Annotated in this window: 17 protein-coding genes and 1 tRNA gene; 13 read left to right on the top strand and 5 right to left on the bottom strand. The window is 60.2% G+C overall.

Annotated features, from left to right (window positions below):
* Positions 1-137 precede the first annotated feature (137 nt).
* The 6 genes from hisD (at position 138) to Q3C01_RS04390 (ending at position 3,846) form a co-directional block, all read left to right on the top strand.
* The gene (hisD, locus tag Q3C01_RS04415) at positions 138-1,433 is read left to right on the top strand and encodes a histidinol dehydrogenase (protein WP_458144099.1); all 1,296 of its coding nucleotides are present in this window, start codon (positions 138-140) and stop codon (positions 1,431-1,433) included.
* A complete protein-coding gene (locus Q3C01_RS04410) occupies positions 1,430-1,924 on the top strand; it encodes a UPF0262 family protein (protein ID WP_458144098.1) in 495 nt (164 codons plus the stop codon). The genes hisD and Q3C01_RS04410 overlap by 4 nt, the downstream gene beginning before the upstream one ends.
* A 5-nt stretch (positions 1,925-1,929) precedes the next feature.
* Entirely contained in the window at positions 1,930-2,397 is a 468-nt protein-coding gene (locus tag Q3C01_RS04405) for an arsenate-mycothiol transferase ArsC (protein ID WP_458144097.1), read from the top strand.
* 163 nt (positions 2,398-2,560) lie between these two features.
* Positions 2,561-3,190: a Maf-like protein gene (locus Q3C01_RS04400; RefSeq protein ID WP_027520709.1), complete on the top strand. Its 630-nt coding sequence runs from the start codon at positions 2,561-2,563 to the stop codon at positions 3,188-3,190.
* Positions 3,191-3,412: 222 nt separating this feature from the next.
* The gene (yacG, locus tag Q3C01_RS04395; protein ID WP_458144096.1) at positions 3,413-3,595 is read left to right on the top strand and encodes a DNA gyrase inhibitor YacG; all 183 of its coding nucleotides are present in this window, start codon (positions 3,413-3,415) and stop codon (positions 3,593-3,595) included.
* A gap of 175 nt (positions 3,596-3,770) precedes the next feature.
* Positions 3,771-3,846, top strand: a tRNA-Phe gene (locus Q3C01_RS04390).
* Positions 3,847-4,104: 258 nt separating this feature from the next.
* On the opposite strand, the gene Q3C01_RS04385 is transcribed toward Q3C01_RS04390, so the two are convergent.
* Both Q3C01_RS04385 and Q3C01_RS04380 read right to left on the bottom strand, forming a co-directional pair.
* Complete coding sequence (locus tag Q3C01_RS04385; RefSeq protein ID WP_458144109.1) at positions 4,105-5,184, bottom strand: ROK family transcriptional regulator; 1,080 nt, start codon at positions 5,182-5,184, stop codon at positions 4,105-4,107.
* A 48-nt stretch (positions 5,185-5,232) separates the two neighbouring features.
* Entirely contained in the window at positions 5,233-5,898 is a 666-nt protein-coding gene (locus Q3C01_RS04380) for an SGNH/GDSL hydrolase family protein (RefSeq protein WP_458144095.1), read from the bottom strand.
* A 315-nt stretch (positions 5,899-6,213) separates the two neighbouring features.
* Here Q3C01_RS04380 and Q3C01_RS04375 point away from each other — a divergent pair, with 315 nt between their 5' ends.
* The 5 genes from Q3C01_RS04375 (at position 6,214) to Q3C01_RS04355 (ending at position 11,465) form a co-directional block, all read left to right on the top strand.
* Entirely contained in the window at positions 6,214-7,290 is a 1,077-nt protein-coding gene (locus Q3C01_RS04375) for an ABC transporter substrate-binding protein (protein WP_458144094.1), read from the top strand.
* A gap of 72 nt (positions 7,291-7,362) precedes the next feature.
* Complete coding sequence (locus tag Q3C01_RS04370) at positions 7,363-8,865, top strand: sugar ABC transporter ATP-binding protein (RefSeq protein ID WP_458144093.1); 1,503 nt, start codon at positions 7,363-7,365, stop codon at positions 8,863-8,865.
* A 16-nt stretch (positions 8,866-8,881) separates the two neighbouring features.
* On the top strand, positions 8,882-9,823 hold the full coding sequence (locus tag Q3C01_RS04365; RefSeq protein ID WP_458144092.1) for an ABC transporter permease: 942 nt from the start codon (positions 8,882-8,884) through the stop codon (positions 9,821-9,823).
* A gap of 3 nt (positions 9,824-9,826) precedes the next feature.
* A complete protein-coding gene (locus Q3C01_RS04360; protein WP_458144091.1) occupies positions 9,827-10,774 on the top strand; it encodes an ABC transporter permease in 948 nt (315 codons plus the stop codon).
* A 7-nt stretch (positions 10,775-10,781) separates the two neighbouring features.
* Positions 10,782-11,465, top strand: a complete 684-nt coding sequence (locus Q3C01_RS04355) for an SGNH/GDSL hydrolase family protein (RefSeq protein ID WP_458144090.1) — start codon at positions 10,782-10,784, stop codon at positions 11,463-11,465.
* A 957-nt stretch (positions 11,466-12,422) separates the two neighbouring features.
* Here Q3C01_RS04355 and Q3C01_RS04350 read toward each other — a convergent pair.
* From Q3C01_RS04350 to Q3C01_RS04340, 3 genes are all read right to left on the bottom strand, one after another.
* Positions 12,423-13,010, bottom strand: coding sequence for a hypothetical protein (locus tag Q3C01_RS04350; RefSeq protein ID WP_458144089.1), 588 nt, complete (start codon positions 13,008-13,010; stop codon positions 12,423-12,425).
* A gap of 274 nt (positions 13,011-13,284) precedes the next feature.
* The gene (locus tag Q3C01_RS04345) at positions 13,285-13,602 is read right to left on the bottom strand and encodes a hypothetical protein (protein ID WP_458144088.1); all 318 of its coding nucleotides are present in this window, start codon (positions 13,600-13,602) and stop codon (positions 13,285-13,287) included.
* Positions 13,603-13,743: 141 nt separating this feature from the next.
* Positions 13,744-14,226, bottom strand: a complete 483-nt coding sequence (locus Q3C01_RS04340) for a hypothetical protein (protein WP_458144087.1) — start codon at positions 14,224-14,226, stop codon at positions 13,744-13,746.
* 448 nt (positions 14,227-14,674) lie between these two features.
* On the opposite strand from Q3C01_RS04340, the gene Q3C01_RS04335 reads away from it, so the two are divergent.
* Both Q3C01_RS04335 and Q3C01_RS04330 read left to right on the top strand, forming a co-directional pair.
* Positions 14,675-15,103, top strand: coding sequence for a DUF3551 domain-containing protein (locus Q3C01_RS04335; protein WP_458144086.1), 429 nt, complete (start codon positions 14,675-14,677; stop codon positions 15,101-15,103).
* A 349-nt stretch (positions 15,104-15,452) separates the two neighbouring features.
* On the top strand, positions 15,453-16,469 hold the full coding sequence (locus Q3C01_RS04330) for a SphA family protein (RefSeq protein WP_458144085.1): 1,017 nt from the start codon (positions 15,453-15,455) through the stop codon (positions 16,467-16,469).
* Positions 16,470-16,490: the final 21 nt, after the last annotated feature.

Raw genomic sequence — 16,490 nt, 5'->3', positions numbered from 1 at the left:
CAGGAGGATTAGGGGGTAAGACGACTTCGACGGGACGACATCTCCCAAGGGTTGACGCCGCTTCCCCGCCGCGCCATTGAGCAGGGGACCTGGTGAGCCCGATCCACCCCAAAGATCAGCCAAAAGACCGTCGCAACATGCCCATTCGCCTCGACCGCAGCAGCGCCGATTTCGACCAGCGATTTGCGGCCTTCCTCGCCGCCAAGCGTGAGGTCTCGGCCGACGTCGAGGCCGCCGCGCGCTCAATCGTCGATGATGTGGCCAAGCGGGGCGATGCCGCGCTGATCGAGGCGACGCGCAAGTTCGACCGGCTTGAGCTCGATGCCGCCTCCTTGCAAGTCCGGACCGCCGAGATCGATGCCGCCGTGAAGGTCTGCGACGTCGCAACGCTGGATGCGCTCAAGCTGGCCCGCGACCGCATCGAGACCTACCACGCGCGTCAGCTGCCGAAGGATGAGCGCTTCACCGATCCGCTCGGCGTTGAGCTCGGCTGGCGCTACACCGCGATCGAATCGGCCGGCCTCTACGTGCCCGGCGGTACCGCGGCCTATCCGTCCTCGGTGCTGATGAATGCGGTGCCAGCGAAGGTCGCCGGCGTTGCGCGGCTCGTGATGGTGGTGCCGGCGCCCGACGGCAAGCTCAACCCGCTGGTGCTGGCGGCCGCCCATCTCGGCGGCGTCAGCGAGATCTACCGCGTCGGCGGCGCGCAGGCCGTTGCCGCGCTCGCCCATGGCACCGCGACGATTGCGCCGGTCGCAAAGATCGTCGGCCCCGGCAACGCCTATGTCGCCGCGGCCAAGCGGCTCGTGTTCGGCAAGGTTGGCATCGACATGATCGCCGGTCCGTCGGAGGTGCTGGTCATCGCCGACGACACCGGCAATGCCGACTGGATCGCCGCCGACCTGTTGGCCCAGGCCGAGCATGATGCGAGCGCGCAGTCGATCCTGATCACCGATTCCGCGCGGCTCGCCGCCGATGTCGAAAATGCCGTCGAAGCGCAGTTGAAGACGCTGCCGCGCGCTGCGATCGCCGGCGCGTCGTGGGCCGATTTCGGCGCCGTCATCATGGTGAAGAACCTCGCTGACGCCATCCCGCTCGCCGATGCCATCGCCGCCGAGCATCTTGAGATCATGACGACGGACGCCGATGGGCTCGCCGCAAAGATCCGCAATGCCGGCGCGGTCTTCCTCGGCGCGCACACGCCCGAAGCGATCGGCGACTATGTCGGCGGATCCAACCACGTGCTGCCGACCGCGCGTTCGGCGCGCTTCTCCTCGGGGCTCTCGGTGCACGACTTCATGAAGCGCACCTCGATCCTGAAATGCGGCCCCGACCAGCTCCGTGCGCTCGGGCCCGCCGCGATGACGCTCGGCAAGGCGGAAGGGCTCGACGCCCATGCGCGCTCGGTCGGATTGCGCCTCAATCTGTCATGAACAAGCCCGCACAGGACGACACGCAAAATCGCATCGTCGGCGTCACGCTCGACGAGGAATCGATCGGCCGCTCCGGGCCGGACATCGAGCATGAGCGCGCGATCGCGATCTACGACCTGATCGAGCAGAACCTGTTCGCGCCGGAAGGCGCCGACGGGCAGGGGCCGTTCACGCTGCATATTGGCATCAGCGGCAACCGCTTGATGTTCGACATCCGCCGCGAGGACGGCACGCCCGTGGTCGCGCATCTCTTGTCGCTGACGCCGTTCCGGCGGATCGTGAAGGACTATTTCATGATCTGCGACAGCTACTATCAGGCGATCCGGACTGCGACGCCGGACAAGATCGAGGCCATCGACATGGGCCGCCGCGGCATCCATGACGAGGGATCGCGCACGCTCCAGGAGCGACTGAAGGGCAAGGTGCGGGTCGATTTCGAGACCTCGCGCCGGCTGTTCACGCTCATCACTGTCCTGCACTGGAAAGGCTAAGCGCGATGGCGGCGCCGCCCCGCGCACGCGATCCGCAGTCAGTGTTGTTCGCCTGCGCGCTCAACAGCGTGCGCTCGCCGATGGCCGAGAGCCTGCTGCACCACATGTTTCCGCACGGGCTCTACGTCAAATCCGCCGGCGCCAGGAAGGGCGAGCTCGATCCCTTCGCGGTCGCCGTGATGGGCGAGCTCGGGCAGGACATCTCCACCCACAAGCCGCAGACCTTCGAGGAGCTGGAGGACTGGGAGGGGCTGAACTTCGACCTCATCATCACGCTGTCGCCGGAGGCCCATCACAAGGCGCTGGAGCTGACGCGCACGCTCGCCGCCGACGTCGAGTACTGGCCGACGCACGATCCGACCGGCACCGAAGGCAGTCGCGACCAGAAGCTGGCTGCCTACCGCGAGGTCTGCGATCAGCTCCTCCTGCGCATCCGCAGGCGCTTCGCGAAGGCCGGGGCCGCGAGCGGGTAGGACGAGGCGAAGGGGCCGTAACACCGGCGTCACAGACCGCAGGCACACGCATCTGTAGTTACCTCGAATCGCTTAAGTCCGGGTTCCCGGGTTGTGAAACCGGCCCCCTTCCGATAGGTTCCGCGCGCAATTCACCCCCTGCTTCCGTCCCCCAAATCACCTGATGCTCGGCCGTCCCAAATTCGTTCTTGCCTCCGGTTCGCCACGGCGCCTGTCGCTGCTCAATCAGGCTGGCATCGAGCCCGATGCCTTGCGGCCGGCCGATGTCGACGAGACGCCGAAGCGGGGCGAGCTGCCGCGCGCCTGCGCCAATCGCCTCGCCCGGGCAAAAGCCGATGCGGCGCTCAAATCAGTGCAGCTCGACGACGAGCTGCGCGGCGCCTTCATCCTCTCGGCCGACACCGTGGTCGCGGTCGGCCGCCGCATCCTGCCCAAGGCCAACCTGGTGGACGAGGCCGCGCAGTGCCTGCGGCTGCTGTCGGGCCGCAACCATCGCGTCTACACCGCGATCACGCTGGTCACCCCGCGCGAGGCCTTCCGCCAGCGCCTGGTCGAGACCCGCGTCCGCTTCAAGCGCCTCTCCGAGGACGACATCCAGGCCTATATCGGCTCCGGCGAATGGCGCGGCAAAGCCGGCGGCTATGCCGTGCAGGGCATCGCCGGCTCCTTCGTGGTCAAGATGGTTGGCTCCTACAGCAACGTCGTCGGCCTGCCGCTCTACGAGACCACCACGCTGCTCGGCGGCGAAGGTTTTCCGATCCGCTTCGGCTGGCTCAACGCCGTCGGCGTTTGAGCTCCGGGTTGGCTTAAACAAAAATCTCGAAAACAACCCCATGCAAAGTAGAACGGCCGGCCGGGCCGGGACCCTTTCACATCGAATTTGAGTGCCGCCCCGCCGGCGATGCGCTCCCTCCCCCTTGCGGGATTGGGGAGGGGAGTCGCGAGTCCCGCCGCCACCTTCGGGAACTCTTGCCCCACAGCCCCCTTATCTCCCGACTTCGTGTAGGCTCACCTGATGGACGACCAAGTCAAAAAGCCGCTTCCCCCGCTCAAGACCTGCCCGATTTGCGGCAAGCCGCAGTCCCAGGCCACCCGCCCGTTCTGCTCCTCGCGCTGCCGCGACGTCGACCTCAACCGCTGGCTCAAGGGCTCCTATGTCATCCCCGGCCGCGACGACGACGTGGATGACGTAGAATAATGTCGTATTATCAATATGTTAAATGGTCGCGAGAGCCCCGCCGCGCGCCCACGCCGATCTTGTTCACAGCCGTGCCCCGCCCCGCGAAGCGAAAGGCGAAGCGTGGGTGGACAGGCCGCTTCCGGCCCACTATAAACCGCCCGCTCGATGGGCCTTGGCCCCTCTCTTGGAGCACGCCCAGGTAGCTCAGTTGGTAGAGCATGCGACTGAAAATCGCAGTGTCGGTGGTTCGATTCCGCCCCTGGGCACCATGACTTTTCCACGCTGGAGCACGATCTACAGGTTCGGTGCAGCCGTTCGACACACGGAATGCCGCGGATAACCTCGGGTTTGCGCTTCAGATCGCCGAAGAGAATTGCCAACAAGACATCGCATTTTCCGTCGCCGTCGCTTTCTACCGCGACGGCTTGCCGTTCTGAAACGTTCGTTCCGCGTTTCCGCAAGTACGGGTGATGCGCCCCTTCGCGCATTTGATGGGTGCAGTAATTCGGGTTTCGGTGCCGGCCTGTCTACTGCACCATAAACCGCGAGTGATACGGCAGGTTGGCTGCGCCCACCGCCTTGGGCGCGATGGAGTTGGCGCCATAGAGGAACTGCACCTCAGGTACTTCCTCATGAAGCTCGGAGCATAGGGTCTGTCCTAGTTTCGGTGGTGCGTAGCTCGATATGACCGCGGACTTGAAACTGACAAAGCTCAGGAGGGAACGAATTGATCCGACGAGCTGGCGGCAGCACATGCGACGCCATTCGGCGTAGTATTCGGCGGCAGCCCTCGGCAGGGTTTCTGATCCGACGTCTTCCAGCACTAGCCCAAGCCGCTTGAATTCCTCTCGCAAGCGCAGCAGCCCGACGTCATGACTCATGCCGAACCTGCCGCTGTGGATTTGATAGTTCAGAACGAGACGACTGTGCAGGTGCGAGCCCAGATAGAAGAAGAGGAAATCGGGCAAAGAGCGCGCCACTCCGAACAGGCTTTCCCCGCCTGCAGCCGCTGTTATGTCATCCTGGATGTAAACGGACAGATTGAGCGCGCTCTCAATGCTGGCCTGGAGATCGATTAGATCGCTGCCTAAAAGATCTCTCACACGATGCGAGCCTGTCTCGTTGGGGGCCGCCAGTCCGATACCAGCAATCCGGGTTCGGCTCGAGGGTGGAAGCGCCGCTAGAGTTTCCTGGATTTTCGCGACGAGTGCGCCGGATCCATGCAACGTGGAGTATGGATGCGCGGCGTGGTGCTGCACCTCGCCGACAAAGTCGATGACGGCGATATCGGCCGCGCTTGCGCCGAAGCTTACGCCGATCGAGAAGGCTCCTTTGGGATTGAGCGACAGGGGAATTGCCGGCGGCCCGACCCGACCTCGCTGCGCCTCACCCTTCGAGACCAGACCTTCCTGCTCCAATGAACGCACGATGACAGATACTGTTTGCGCGGAAAGGCCGGTTTTTTCGCCGATTTCGAGGCGCGAAATTCCGGCGCTCTGCAAGAGCAACGAGAGCACAAGCCGTTCATTGTAGCTTCTCACGCTTGGCGCATTCAGGCCGCTCGCCCGGTCTGCGATCCGCAGCGGGTTCGGTGGCGCAAATCGCATGTCAGGCAAGGAACTGCTCCTCTCGGAAGACCTCAAGCAGAGGTTCGCTCAACGCTGATGCTCAGCAACGGACCATCCGATCGCTTCGATCTCTTGTGCCAGCGCGATACCCAGTGCCCGATGTGCATCGGCGTTCAAATGAAATCCGTCTGCTTCGTCGCATTGGCAAACCGCTCCGGCGTTAAAGAAGTGCACGCCAAGGGAATCCGCCATGATTTCGAATTCCAGGGCGAGTTGCCGTGACTTCTCTGGTGCGCTGGCAAAGATCGATTTCCATTCCTTGATGTCGTCCAAAATCGGAGGAGGGGCCACGATCATGATTTCCGGTACAGTTCCGCCAGGGCCTGGCGCCAGCTCTCGTATGTCGTAGATCAGGCACCCCAGTCCCATGGCGACCTCGGAAGCCGGCATGTTGAATCGAGCCTTGAGGTCATTGGTCCCCAGCATGATGATCACGAGATCCAGGACCGTGTGGCTTTGGACGCAAGGACGCAGATATGTCCTGCCGTTCTTGTGGGCACCTTCGATTGGATCGTCGCGAACGGTTGTCCTTCCGCTGAGACCTTCTTCGATGACGTACCACTTCGGCCCAAGCTCAGCCTGAAGCACACCCGGCCACCGGGTGTGTCGATCGTGGCGCTCGAGCGGTCCGCGACCAGGTATCTGACCGTGAGTATTGGAATCGCCGAAACATAGAACCGAACGCACAAGCATCGTCCTGAATCCCCGTGCTTTTTGGTACCCATCATTGTCTCTGCCACTCGAAGACTGCAACAGGTCGATTATTCATTCAATCTGAATAACTATTGACAGCTCCAGTCAAGCTGTGCATTGGTAACGTCGCGGCGGACTGAAAAAATCCGTCAGCACTGGGAGCAGAACGCCAAGAAGTAGGCTCTTCGCCGAGAGGGGCCGATCCATCAACCTGAATGGTCCAGACAACGTCCGCCGTGCCGCGGCGGACGGACGCTGACCTGCGCTCTGCTCTCTCGAAGTAAATTGGGCATCGAGTGCGGTGAAGGAGGATTCATGCACCAAGGATTGAAACTACTCGGAATTGGGCTGGTCGCCGCGACGTTGGCTGCCTGGACGGAAGCTCGCGCGCAGGAGGTCAACCTGATGCAGGGCGTCACGCCGCGCCCCGGCGATGAGCGCATGACGCCTCCGGATCAGTTCAAGAAGAACGGTCCATGGAAGATCGGGATGAGCCATTTTGGCGTGAACGCCAACACTTGGACCGTCCAGATGGCGCATGATGCGGAAGCGGCTGCGAGGCTCGACAAGAGAGTCGGTCAATTCATCCTGCTGGATGCCAATATTAGTCAGGCCAAGCAGGTCGCCGATATCGAAGATCTTATCGCGCAGAAGGTCGATGCGATCATCGTGACACCGCTGACGCCGACTTCCGCTGACGCCGGCATTGAAAAAGCCGTCGCCGCCGGCATTCCCGTCATCGTCCATACGGGTCTGACAGAGACCGACAAATACACTGTCGATATCCAGGGCGGCGGCGTTCATTTCGGCAAGGTGATGGGCGATTTCCTCGTCAAGCAGCTCCATGGCAAGGGAAACATCTGGGTGCTGCGCGGCCTTCCGGCGCATCCTGAGGACATCAATCGCTACAAGGGCCTGCTGGAAGCGATCAAGGGCACCGACATCAAGATCGTCGCGGAAGATGCCGGCAAGTGGCAATACGACGTCGGCAAGCAGGTCTGCGAAACTCTCTATCTCAATAATCCGAAGGTCGACGGCATCTGGTCGTCAGGTGCCGACATGACCCGCGCCTGCGTCGATGTCTTCCAGCAATATGGCGCGAAAATTCCGCCGATCACCGGCGAAGGCAACAACGGCTTCTTCGCCCGCTGGATCGAGCTCGGCTTCCCCTCGATCTCGCCCGAATACGGTCCCGAGCAGGGGGCTGCGGGCGTGCGCGCGGCGGTTGCCCTTCTCGAAGGCAAGCAGCTCCATAAGCGTTACGTCTACGAGCCCGACGGGTGGGATCTCGAAAAGGCCAAGAAGTACTATCGCAAGGACCTCAGCGCGAATGCCTGGTTTCCGACCAGCCTGACCGAGCAGGATCTCCAGAAGTACTACGGCAAGCACTGATCTTTGCTGGTGCCGGCGCTCTTTTTAAGCGCCGGCACTACCGTCCCCCTATCCAGGCTTTGCATCGAAGCGATGACCGTACAGCCGCTTGTCCAGATGACATCAATCTCGAAGACTTTCGGGGGCATTGCCGCGCTCGAAAACGTCGATTTTCAGCTGCTTCCCGGATCAGTCCATGCGCTCATGGGCGAGAACGGGGCCGGCAAATCGACCCTCATGAAGATCTTGGCAGGCGTCATTCAGCCTGACGGCGGCATGATTCGAAAGAACGGACAAATCGTCCGCTTCGCCTCACCTCGTGAGGCGCTCGATGCCGGAGTATCGACGGTGTTCCAGGAACACTCCCTGCTTCCTAATCTGTCAATCGCCGAGAACATGTATCTCGGCAAAGAGCCGGTTACAAAGTTCGGCGTAACCGACACGGCTTGGATGGAAAGGAAAGCGAAGGAGATTTTATCCGAGCTTGGCCTGAAGCTCGATCCGGCAACCCTCGTCGGAAATCTTTCCATCGCGGAGAGGCAATTTGTAGAAATCGCCCGCGGCATCTCGGCACGCGCCGACGTCGTTATTCTCGATGAACCAACGGCTGCGCTCAATGCCGCTGATGTCGATGTTCTCAACGCTCAGATTCTGGCCCTCAAGAGGCAGCAGAAGGCGGTCGTCTACATCTCTCACCGCATGGAAGAAATTTTCAAGATTTGCGACACCATCACCGTGTTGAAGGATGGTCGCAACGTAGACACCGTGCCGGTTTCAGCGATCCGCCCCAAGCAGTTGATCGCCATGATGGTCGGCCGGGAGCTGAGCGAGTTGTTTCCGCCCAGGTCGAACCGAACGGAGGGCGAAGTCGTTCTCTCGATTGAGGGTCTTCGGCTGACTCCGGACGCTACGCCGTCATCGATCATGCTCCGGCGCGGCGAGATCGTGGCGCTTGCAGGCCTCGAGGGCCAGGGGCAGCGGGAGCTTGTCAGGTCGCTCGTCGGACAATACACGCCCCACGGCGGCAAGGTTGCCGTTAGAGGACGGGAGTTCGCCTTCCCGCTCTCAGGAGAGCTCGGCATTCGCGAAATGCAGGCGCTAGGCCTCGGCTTTGTTCCCGAGGACAGGAAGCTCGAGGGCTTGTTTCTTGACCTTTCTCTCGCCCACAATCTCACCATTGGACTGCACAGCCGGCATTTCGAACTTAAACCGGCATCGGCTCATCGCGAGGTGATCGCGAACTCCATGAAAAGCCTCTCGATAAAGGCCTCTAGACCGTCGCTGCCGGTGAACGCTCTGTCGGGCGGAAATCAGCAAAAGGTTCTTCTTGGACGATATCTCGCATTGGGGGCCGACATACTGATCATTGAAGAGCCCACACGAGGCGTCGACGTAGGCGCAAAGGCAGAGATCTACAAGCTCCTTCGCGACTACGCGAACGCCGGCGGTTCGGTCGTCGTCCTTTCGAGAGAAACTCTGGAGCTGATCGGTCTTTGCGACCGGCTGTATGTCATCCACGACAAGCATGTCGTTACCGAGATGCTCGCCGAATCGGCTACCGAGCACGCCATTCTCGAAGCGGCCCTACATAGTTGAGGTGAAAACAACCGAGATGAGCCAGCTTGGTCGCTTATTTGTTGGAGCAAACTCACGGCACGGGTTGTGGACGGTTCCGTTGCTCGTCGCCCTGGCCTGTTCCTTGGCCTTGGCATTTTCGACCAATGAGTTCGTGAGTTCGCAAAACATTCTCAATCTAGTTGCTCAGGCGGCGCCGCTCATCCTCGTGAGCATCGGGCAGATGATCGTGATCCTTGTGAGAGGTCTTGATCTGTCGGTCGGCTCCGTCGTCAGCCTCACGACCGGAATCTTGTCGCTCAACGCTCCCGTCTATGTTTCGGTGCCGGGGGTCATGCTCGCGGCCGTCGTGATTGGGCTCCTAAACGGGATTACGGTAACCAGTTTTAGAGTGCATCCGATCATCGCAACGTTGTCCATGATGGGCATCGTGCAGGGCATAACGATGTTTGTCCGGCCCTCTGCTGGTGGCTCCGTCCCATCGGAGATCCTCTTTCTCGTGAGCGGCAGGCTATTTGGCATCTACATGCCTGTCATATGGGTCATCGCCGCAATATTGGTGGCTTGGAAGGTCGTGCACGGCTCCCGCTTCGGCTTGCACCTCTTTGCGATCGGCGGAGGTGAAACAGCGGCTACCTTTGGCATCGCCGAGCAGCGCAACGTCCTCGCAGCCTACGTCCTGAGTTCCTGTTTCGCTGCTGCGGCCGGCATCTTCTTGGCGGGCCGCATCGTCTCGGGTGACCCAAACATCGGGACGCAATATGCGGTTGATTCGATCACCGCCGTTGCGCTTGGCGGCACCCAACTCGCCGGAGGAGTTGGCAGCCTCCACGGCACTGTCATCGGCTGCGCGCTTCTCGCAGTTATCGCAAATGGCATGAATCTTCTCAATGTCTCGGCCTTCATCCAGACCATCGTGAAGGGGCTGATACTACTCGCAGTCATATCGCTTCAGCCGCGCAAGACGATTGGACTGTAAGTCATGAAGCGACTTGACGACCTGTCTCGCGCCGCGTTGCGAATACCGCCTTCCTACATCGTTCTCCTGGTGCTCCTTGTCACCTTGTGGATGATGCGGCCCAACCTGATGAACGTCGCGATCCTGGGTACATTCGCGCGACAGGTCGTGCCGCTCGGTATCGTCGTTCTAGGTCAACTGCTCGTAATCTCCTCGCGCTCCATCGACCTGTCCGCTGGTGGAGTTATTCTGTTCGTCAACTACCTGATTTCTTCTGGCCTCCTTTACGAATGGCCGATTCTTTTCGTTGTTCTTCTGTGCCTAAGTGTCGGGCTTTCGGTCGGTCTTTTGAACGGGCTTCTTGTCGGCAAGCGCCGAGCATCCGCCGTCATCGTGACGCTTGCGGTGAATATCGTTCTGATCGGGTTGGTTGAATATCTCGCGAATGGGAAGCCGCCGGGAGATGTCCCGGACCAGTTCCGCCAACTCTATAATTTGCGGTTCGGGACACTCCCCGCCCCAGTCATCTTTTGGTTCGTGCTTGCCGGCGTGATGAGCGGCTTTCTCGGAAGAACCGTGTTCGGCAGATTCGTGTGGTCGATCGGCAGCAATCCAATCTCCGCACATTTTTCGGGCGTGCCGGTCGAACGCACCGTCGTGCTTGCGCACACGATCTCGGGACTCATGTCTGCCGTGGCTGCACTGGTCCAAACATCCTCGATAGCGGTCGGAAGCGTGCGGTTCGGACCTGAACTCGTCATGAATTCGATCGCGGCAACTATTCTAGGCGGCGTGGTCTTCGGCCGACCCGCCCAAGTCTGGGGTCCATTTGTCGGCGTCCTCTGCTTCGCCCTTCTGTTCGTAGTCATGACGACGATGGGGGTGCAGGAGCCAGGCAAGCTCATCGCCCAAGGGCTGATCATTCTCCTCGCCGCGATCTTCTACGGCGTTCGCTCTAAATCAAACTCGTGAGGGACCGATGACGAAACGTATCCTGTGCTTTGGAGATTCACTCACCTGGGGCTGGGTTGCCGTCCCGGAGGGCTCGCCGACGACGCGGTTTCCCTATGCGGAGCGGTGGACAGGAGCCATGGCAGCAAAGCTCGGGCCCGACTACGAGGTCATCGAGGAGGGGTTGAGTGCACGCACGACGTCGCTCGATGATCCAGCGGATCCACGGCTGAACGGGTCCGCCTACCTTCCATCCGCCCTTGCAAGTCATCTTCCGCTGGATCTCGTCATCATGATGCTCGGGACCAACGATACGAAGAGCTATTTCCGCCGTACGCCTTACGAGATCGCGGTCGGTATGTCCAAGTTGGCGGGACAAGTGCTCACTTCCGGCGGCGGAGTAGGAACAGTGTATCCCGCGCCCAAAGTGCTCATCGTTTCGCCGCCGCCACTCGCCGATTTGCCGGACCCGTGGTTTCAGGGAATGTTTGAGGGCGGGCGCGAGAAGACCATCGAACTCGCCAGCCAGTACAGATCGCTCGCTGCTTTCCTTAAGGTCGATTTCTTCGACGCGGGAAGCGTGATTTCGACCGATGGAGTTGATGGAATTCATTTCACGGCCAAGAACAACGCCGATTTGGGGGCAGCGATTGCCGGAAAGGTAGCGAATATCTTTGCCGCCGCTACGAAGCGCGAGACGGTGCTAACGTAGTCTGTACTCCCGAAATAAAAGATGGTGCCTTGCCCGATGGGATCGGTTGCTATCAGCCGTCTGTGCGAATTGCGCCGCGGCCTCGCCGCGTGCGCTCCGGGGGGCGGCATGGGACGCTCCTCCCGAACCGGTCATGGACTCCCATGACCGGAGCCCGCACTTCGCAAGCGCGGGCTTTGTTTGCGCTGACGCTTTGGGCGCGGCTGCGTCGGCAGCGTAAGTCAATTTCCCGATATCTGGGCGTGGTGCTATCGAATTGGCAGCTCGCCTGTCGCTTTCCCGATAAGCGGAATGAGGCCTTCTGGATCGCTGTACCCGCCATCGGCGTCACGGGGTTAATAGTCTCAATAGTGCTGCTGCTTGGACGATAAGGAGAACCGCCGTCCAGGCGCGTTGCGGCGCAAGCGCTTGCAGAAATTATATAGGTATTTCAATCATATATGAGTTCGCAGTTTTGTTCCGAATGGCGCACCATTGCCGGTGTTCGCGTCTGTTCGCCACGTTCGCCGACGTCTTTTCCGACAGTCATTTTAAAGACTTAAATCCACCGGGGAGCGCGCGCGTTCGCCCCGTGCGTTGGCAGGTGTAGCACGGCTGGTAGTCTTGCTGGCACCGAGTCCGCTTTTGTTCGGCGATGCCAGCACGGGAAACGCAATGCTGAACGACACCCGCATCCGCGCCGCCGCATGAGCAACAACACACTCAACGCGGCGCAGCGCCAGCCCGGCAATTCCGATGAGGAGGTGAGCGTGTCGGGTTTCCGGGCACCGCCTCGACGCTGCGCAACGAGATGGGCCGCTGAATCCGGACGCGATCGAGCGGCAGCTGGCCCACACGGAGGAGAACGCGCTCGCAGCGCCAACATGGCGACGTGCAAGACTCTGGCATCATTGAAGCCTCGGAGCCGACGCTCGCCGCCGTGCCGCAGGTCTCAAGGCACGGCGGCGTTCACTCACGTCACCGCGCGCTGCCCGTGGTCAGTTCTTGCGAGTGCACCGGGATCATGAGGTGTTCGTTGGGCTTGCCGGGGAACATGACGAAGGGCTGCGTCGCGTCTTTGACATCCAGATCGTGTGGATAAGGGCTGAGCATCTCGTGTGCTGCGCCGCCGACGATCATCACGTGCGGCCCGGTCTGGACCCAATGCTGGTGCGTGTGCCGTTCGGTGAAATCGTGATTGCTCGTGCCAGTGTCACCGGCAAGCATGAAAATTAGGCCGATCTTATTCGGCGGAGCCTGATTGGCTTGCAAGGCTTTGCGCCATTCCATGGCGTTCTGGTCATCGCATTCGGGCGTTCCGTACTTGTCGATAAAGCATGTGAAACCGTTCGATCCGGTTTGGACGGTCTTGGAAGACCCATCAGGCTGCGGCATTGTGATCGTCGCGTTATTCACGACCGACGGCGGGGCCGCGGTCTTCGCCTTGACGATATACTCTGGTTCGGTCTTCGGTACTTCCTCCGTCGGAAGAGCCGATGCCGACGTAATCAGGGCTGCCGCAGCTACGCAGAACCCAACCGAGGCGAGAGCATAGAGCTTGTTCATGGCTTACTCCTTCAATGGGGTTGCCTCCATAGTGATGTAAAATGTCCAGCGGGATGCATCGAGAGACGAGAGGAGCGAACCTCAATGCAATCTCGATGAAGGTTTGTCTTGATCGACTTGATCTTGGTTCAGTCCTCGCAAGCGACAACAACTCTGCCCCATGTCGGCGGATGGACTCGCATCGTCACTGGCTAAAGAAGGTGGGCTGGTATCAAGACCTGAGCTGCTGGCCGGTTTTGATAGGACGCGCAGTCAAGCTAATCCATGGAGATAATTATCGACGCGGCTCCTCATGTTTCGGCAGCAAGCTGAAGCCAATGCCGGTGACGAGATAGACGGCATCGCTTTCATCCACGAGTACGTCACCGATTGTCATGGTTGTGTGCTGTAGTCCTTTGCTTTGAAGCAAATCGAGACCCTCACCATTCGGTGACCAGTTCTCCGCTCGCATGCGAGTCAGAGCATTCTCCTGACTATCGGCATCGATATCCTTCAAGTGAACATGAGTAGCCGAGAGGTTATTGGGATTGGGCAAGCTACCAACGACATCGCGAAGAAACGATGGCTTCATAAACCAGATTTGATACTTCATCGTAGGCCCCTATTTCGTCCCATGCGCAGAGCATCAGAGCATGGCCGGGCGGCGCGGACCGGCAAGGCGCCAGGGATTGCGGTCAAGGGCTCGCCGGCCACAATGGGCTACTACGTAGTGCGCTTGCCTGCCCGCACCTACCTACTGCCGCTTGTCCGTTGCGCCGAAGGGCGCAATCCACGCTCGTTGCCACTGCTCCGCTAGCTTCATCCACACTTCGATTGGGTTCGCTGCCGTAGCTGGACTTACCGTGAGACCCGGCAAGGATGTGAGTTTTGACAGTATCGCCGATGGTGACGATGTCATCGGGTTCGGCAATTTGAGCTGCTCTTCCCAAACGTCCATCATTTGGTCCATCGTCTTAACTTGGATTTCGGCGACGCTTTTCAATTGTGTGCGGGCGGCTTCAACGATCTGCGTAGGCCACCCAAGCGTCTTCGCGGCGACCGCCATCTGGTCGAGGACGCGCTCGCCATTTTTCTGGTTCGTGTCGGCAATCTCGTTTCGCCAAGTGGCCAATGCCTTCAAGGCTAAGTTCGCGCTTTCTAGGGCTTCTTTCGTGAGCCCGGAGGCGGCCACAGGATCGAAGGCGCGAGGTTTAGTCTCAAAGAAGCCGACAGACATGATCTGTTCTCCTTGATTGACTTCCCGCCCTGCCGAACGCTTTCATGAGGCATCCCGAAAGCGCTTGATGCAGATCAAGAGAATGCTGCGCGAACGAGGTCGACCAAGGTAAGGGTTTGCTCCAAAGGTGCGCCGCTCTTCCGTAGATGTTCGGGGGCCAGACATTCTCAAAAGGGTCGGTCGCGCGTACCCCGCATTTTTCACGCGCCCCGGAGGCCCCCTTAGCCCGTGCTGGGTCCTCCGTCGCGAGGCCTTGTCTTCCATCGCGAGGCTCATCCGCGAGCACGTCGCGACGGTCGAGACGCTGCGCTAGTTTAGCGACCGATCGGCGCGGCATCGACCTCGACATCAGTCCACGCGCATCAACCTATTCCGTGAGCGTTGACTTGGATCAATACTGCCAACGGACTGAGTGCAGGGGTATTGTGCCGACTTCGAGGAAGTTCCAATGCGCACATTGGCTTTGACGTTTTTGACGATGGGTATCGCTTTAACGGTAGGGCACGCCCGGGCTCAAAGATATGATCCGGCTTTTCCCGTTTGCTTGTATGTCGTCTCTTTCGGAGCCAGCCCCTACTATCGATGCAGCTACACGACTATGGACCAATGCAGGGCGTCGGCCAACGGTCAGATGTGCATCCTCAACCCGTATTACGCTGGTGCGACGGCGCCTCTGAGAGGGAAGCGTTATTCTCGCCAAGTCGGATCACGATCGCCCGCGCACGCTGCGACCACATCGTACGCGTCACCTGAGCCAACGGTCCAATACCGGACTGCACCGTACAATCAATACAATGAACCGTATTATGGAGCTTCCCAAGGTTACGCGCCTGGCGAGAAACAACGATTTCTCGAAAGTGTGAGACGACAGATGTAAACTTCGACCCAGCGGGTGGCTGTAGCCGGCCCGCCACCCTTCTGCGACCGTCCTCGCAACCTCACGGATTTTACCGTCGATGATCAAATAGGACTATGCAAATTTGGCAGGCTGTCGGGAGATGGCCCCATTGTGACCTCCGAGACACACTCGTCATTTAAGAGTGACGGCGCCGTGCGGTTTGCCGATTTCGCATAGACGCGCCGCAATCATAGCCGCCTACTTTCGACATCTCCGCCGTGAGCGGACCCGCGAGCGGCTTAAGGCCGAGAGAACGGAGGATCGGCGGATGCAGCGCCCGAGGTGTCGGTTTTCGCGTCAGTTATGCATCGGAGCGGTTGCCGCTCTAATGGCGCTGCCCGTTCAATGCGCTCGTGCCGATGAGGGCGGCGTCAGTTTTTGGGTGCCCGGCCTTTATGGCAGCCTCGCGGCTGTGCCCCAGCAGGCGCCGGGGTGGTCGGCGACCACCATCTATTGGCATGACTCGGTTTCCGCCGCTGGCGACGTCGCGCGGGCCCGCGAGATCACCATCGGCAATATCCCAGCGAATGTCACGGCCACCGCGAACGCCAACGTTCATGCCAATTTGGATCTTGGCTTTTTGATCGCGAACTACGCTTTCGAAACACCAGTGTTCGGCGGTCAGGCCTCTGCCGGCTTTCTTGCAGCCTACGGCGCCAACAGCACGTCGCTGGCGGGAACCCTCACCGGAACGGTGACGGGCCCTGGCGGCAACACATTTCCTTTCTCGCGCTCCGATAGCATCAGCAGCTCGATCGTGGGATTTGGCGATGTGTACCCGCAGTTCGCGCTGCGCTGGAATGCCGGTGTTAACAACTACATGACGTATATCACTGGCGACATTCCGGTCGGGATGTACGATTCAGCCCGCCTTGCCAACATAGGGATTGGACACTGGGCGATCGACGCTGGCGGCGGCTACACCTATTTCGACCAAAAGACCGGGCATGAGTTTTCAGCGGTGCTCGGATTCACATACAACTTTAAAAACCCGGCTACCCAATACCAAAACGGGGTGGACATGCACCTCGACTGGGGCGCCTCGCAATTCCTGACCAAGCAGTGGCAGGTCGGCCTCGTGGGTTACCTGTATCAGCAGGTCGGATGCGATACTGGGTCCGGCGATCGCGTTGGCTGCTTCCAGTCGCGAGTGGTCGGCCTCGGCCCGCAGGTCGGTTACATCTTTCCGCTCGCAGACAAGCTGCAGGGCTACCTCAACCTGAAGGCTTACGGCGAATTCGCCAATGAGAATCGGCCAGCAGGCTGGAATCTCTGGCTGACCTTCAATATTTCGCCTGCGGCAGCAACACCGCCGACGCCATCAAGGCCCATGTTCACGAAGTAGAAACGCCGGCTCTATCGTATG

It is taken from the genome of Bradyrhizobium sp. UFLA05-109 (assembly GCF_054185165.1).
Note: the sequence above shows the minus strand (reverse complement) of the source record. Positions and strands in the feature narration are given on the sequence as shown.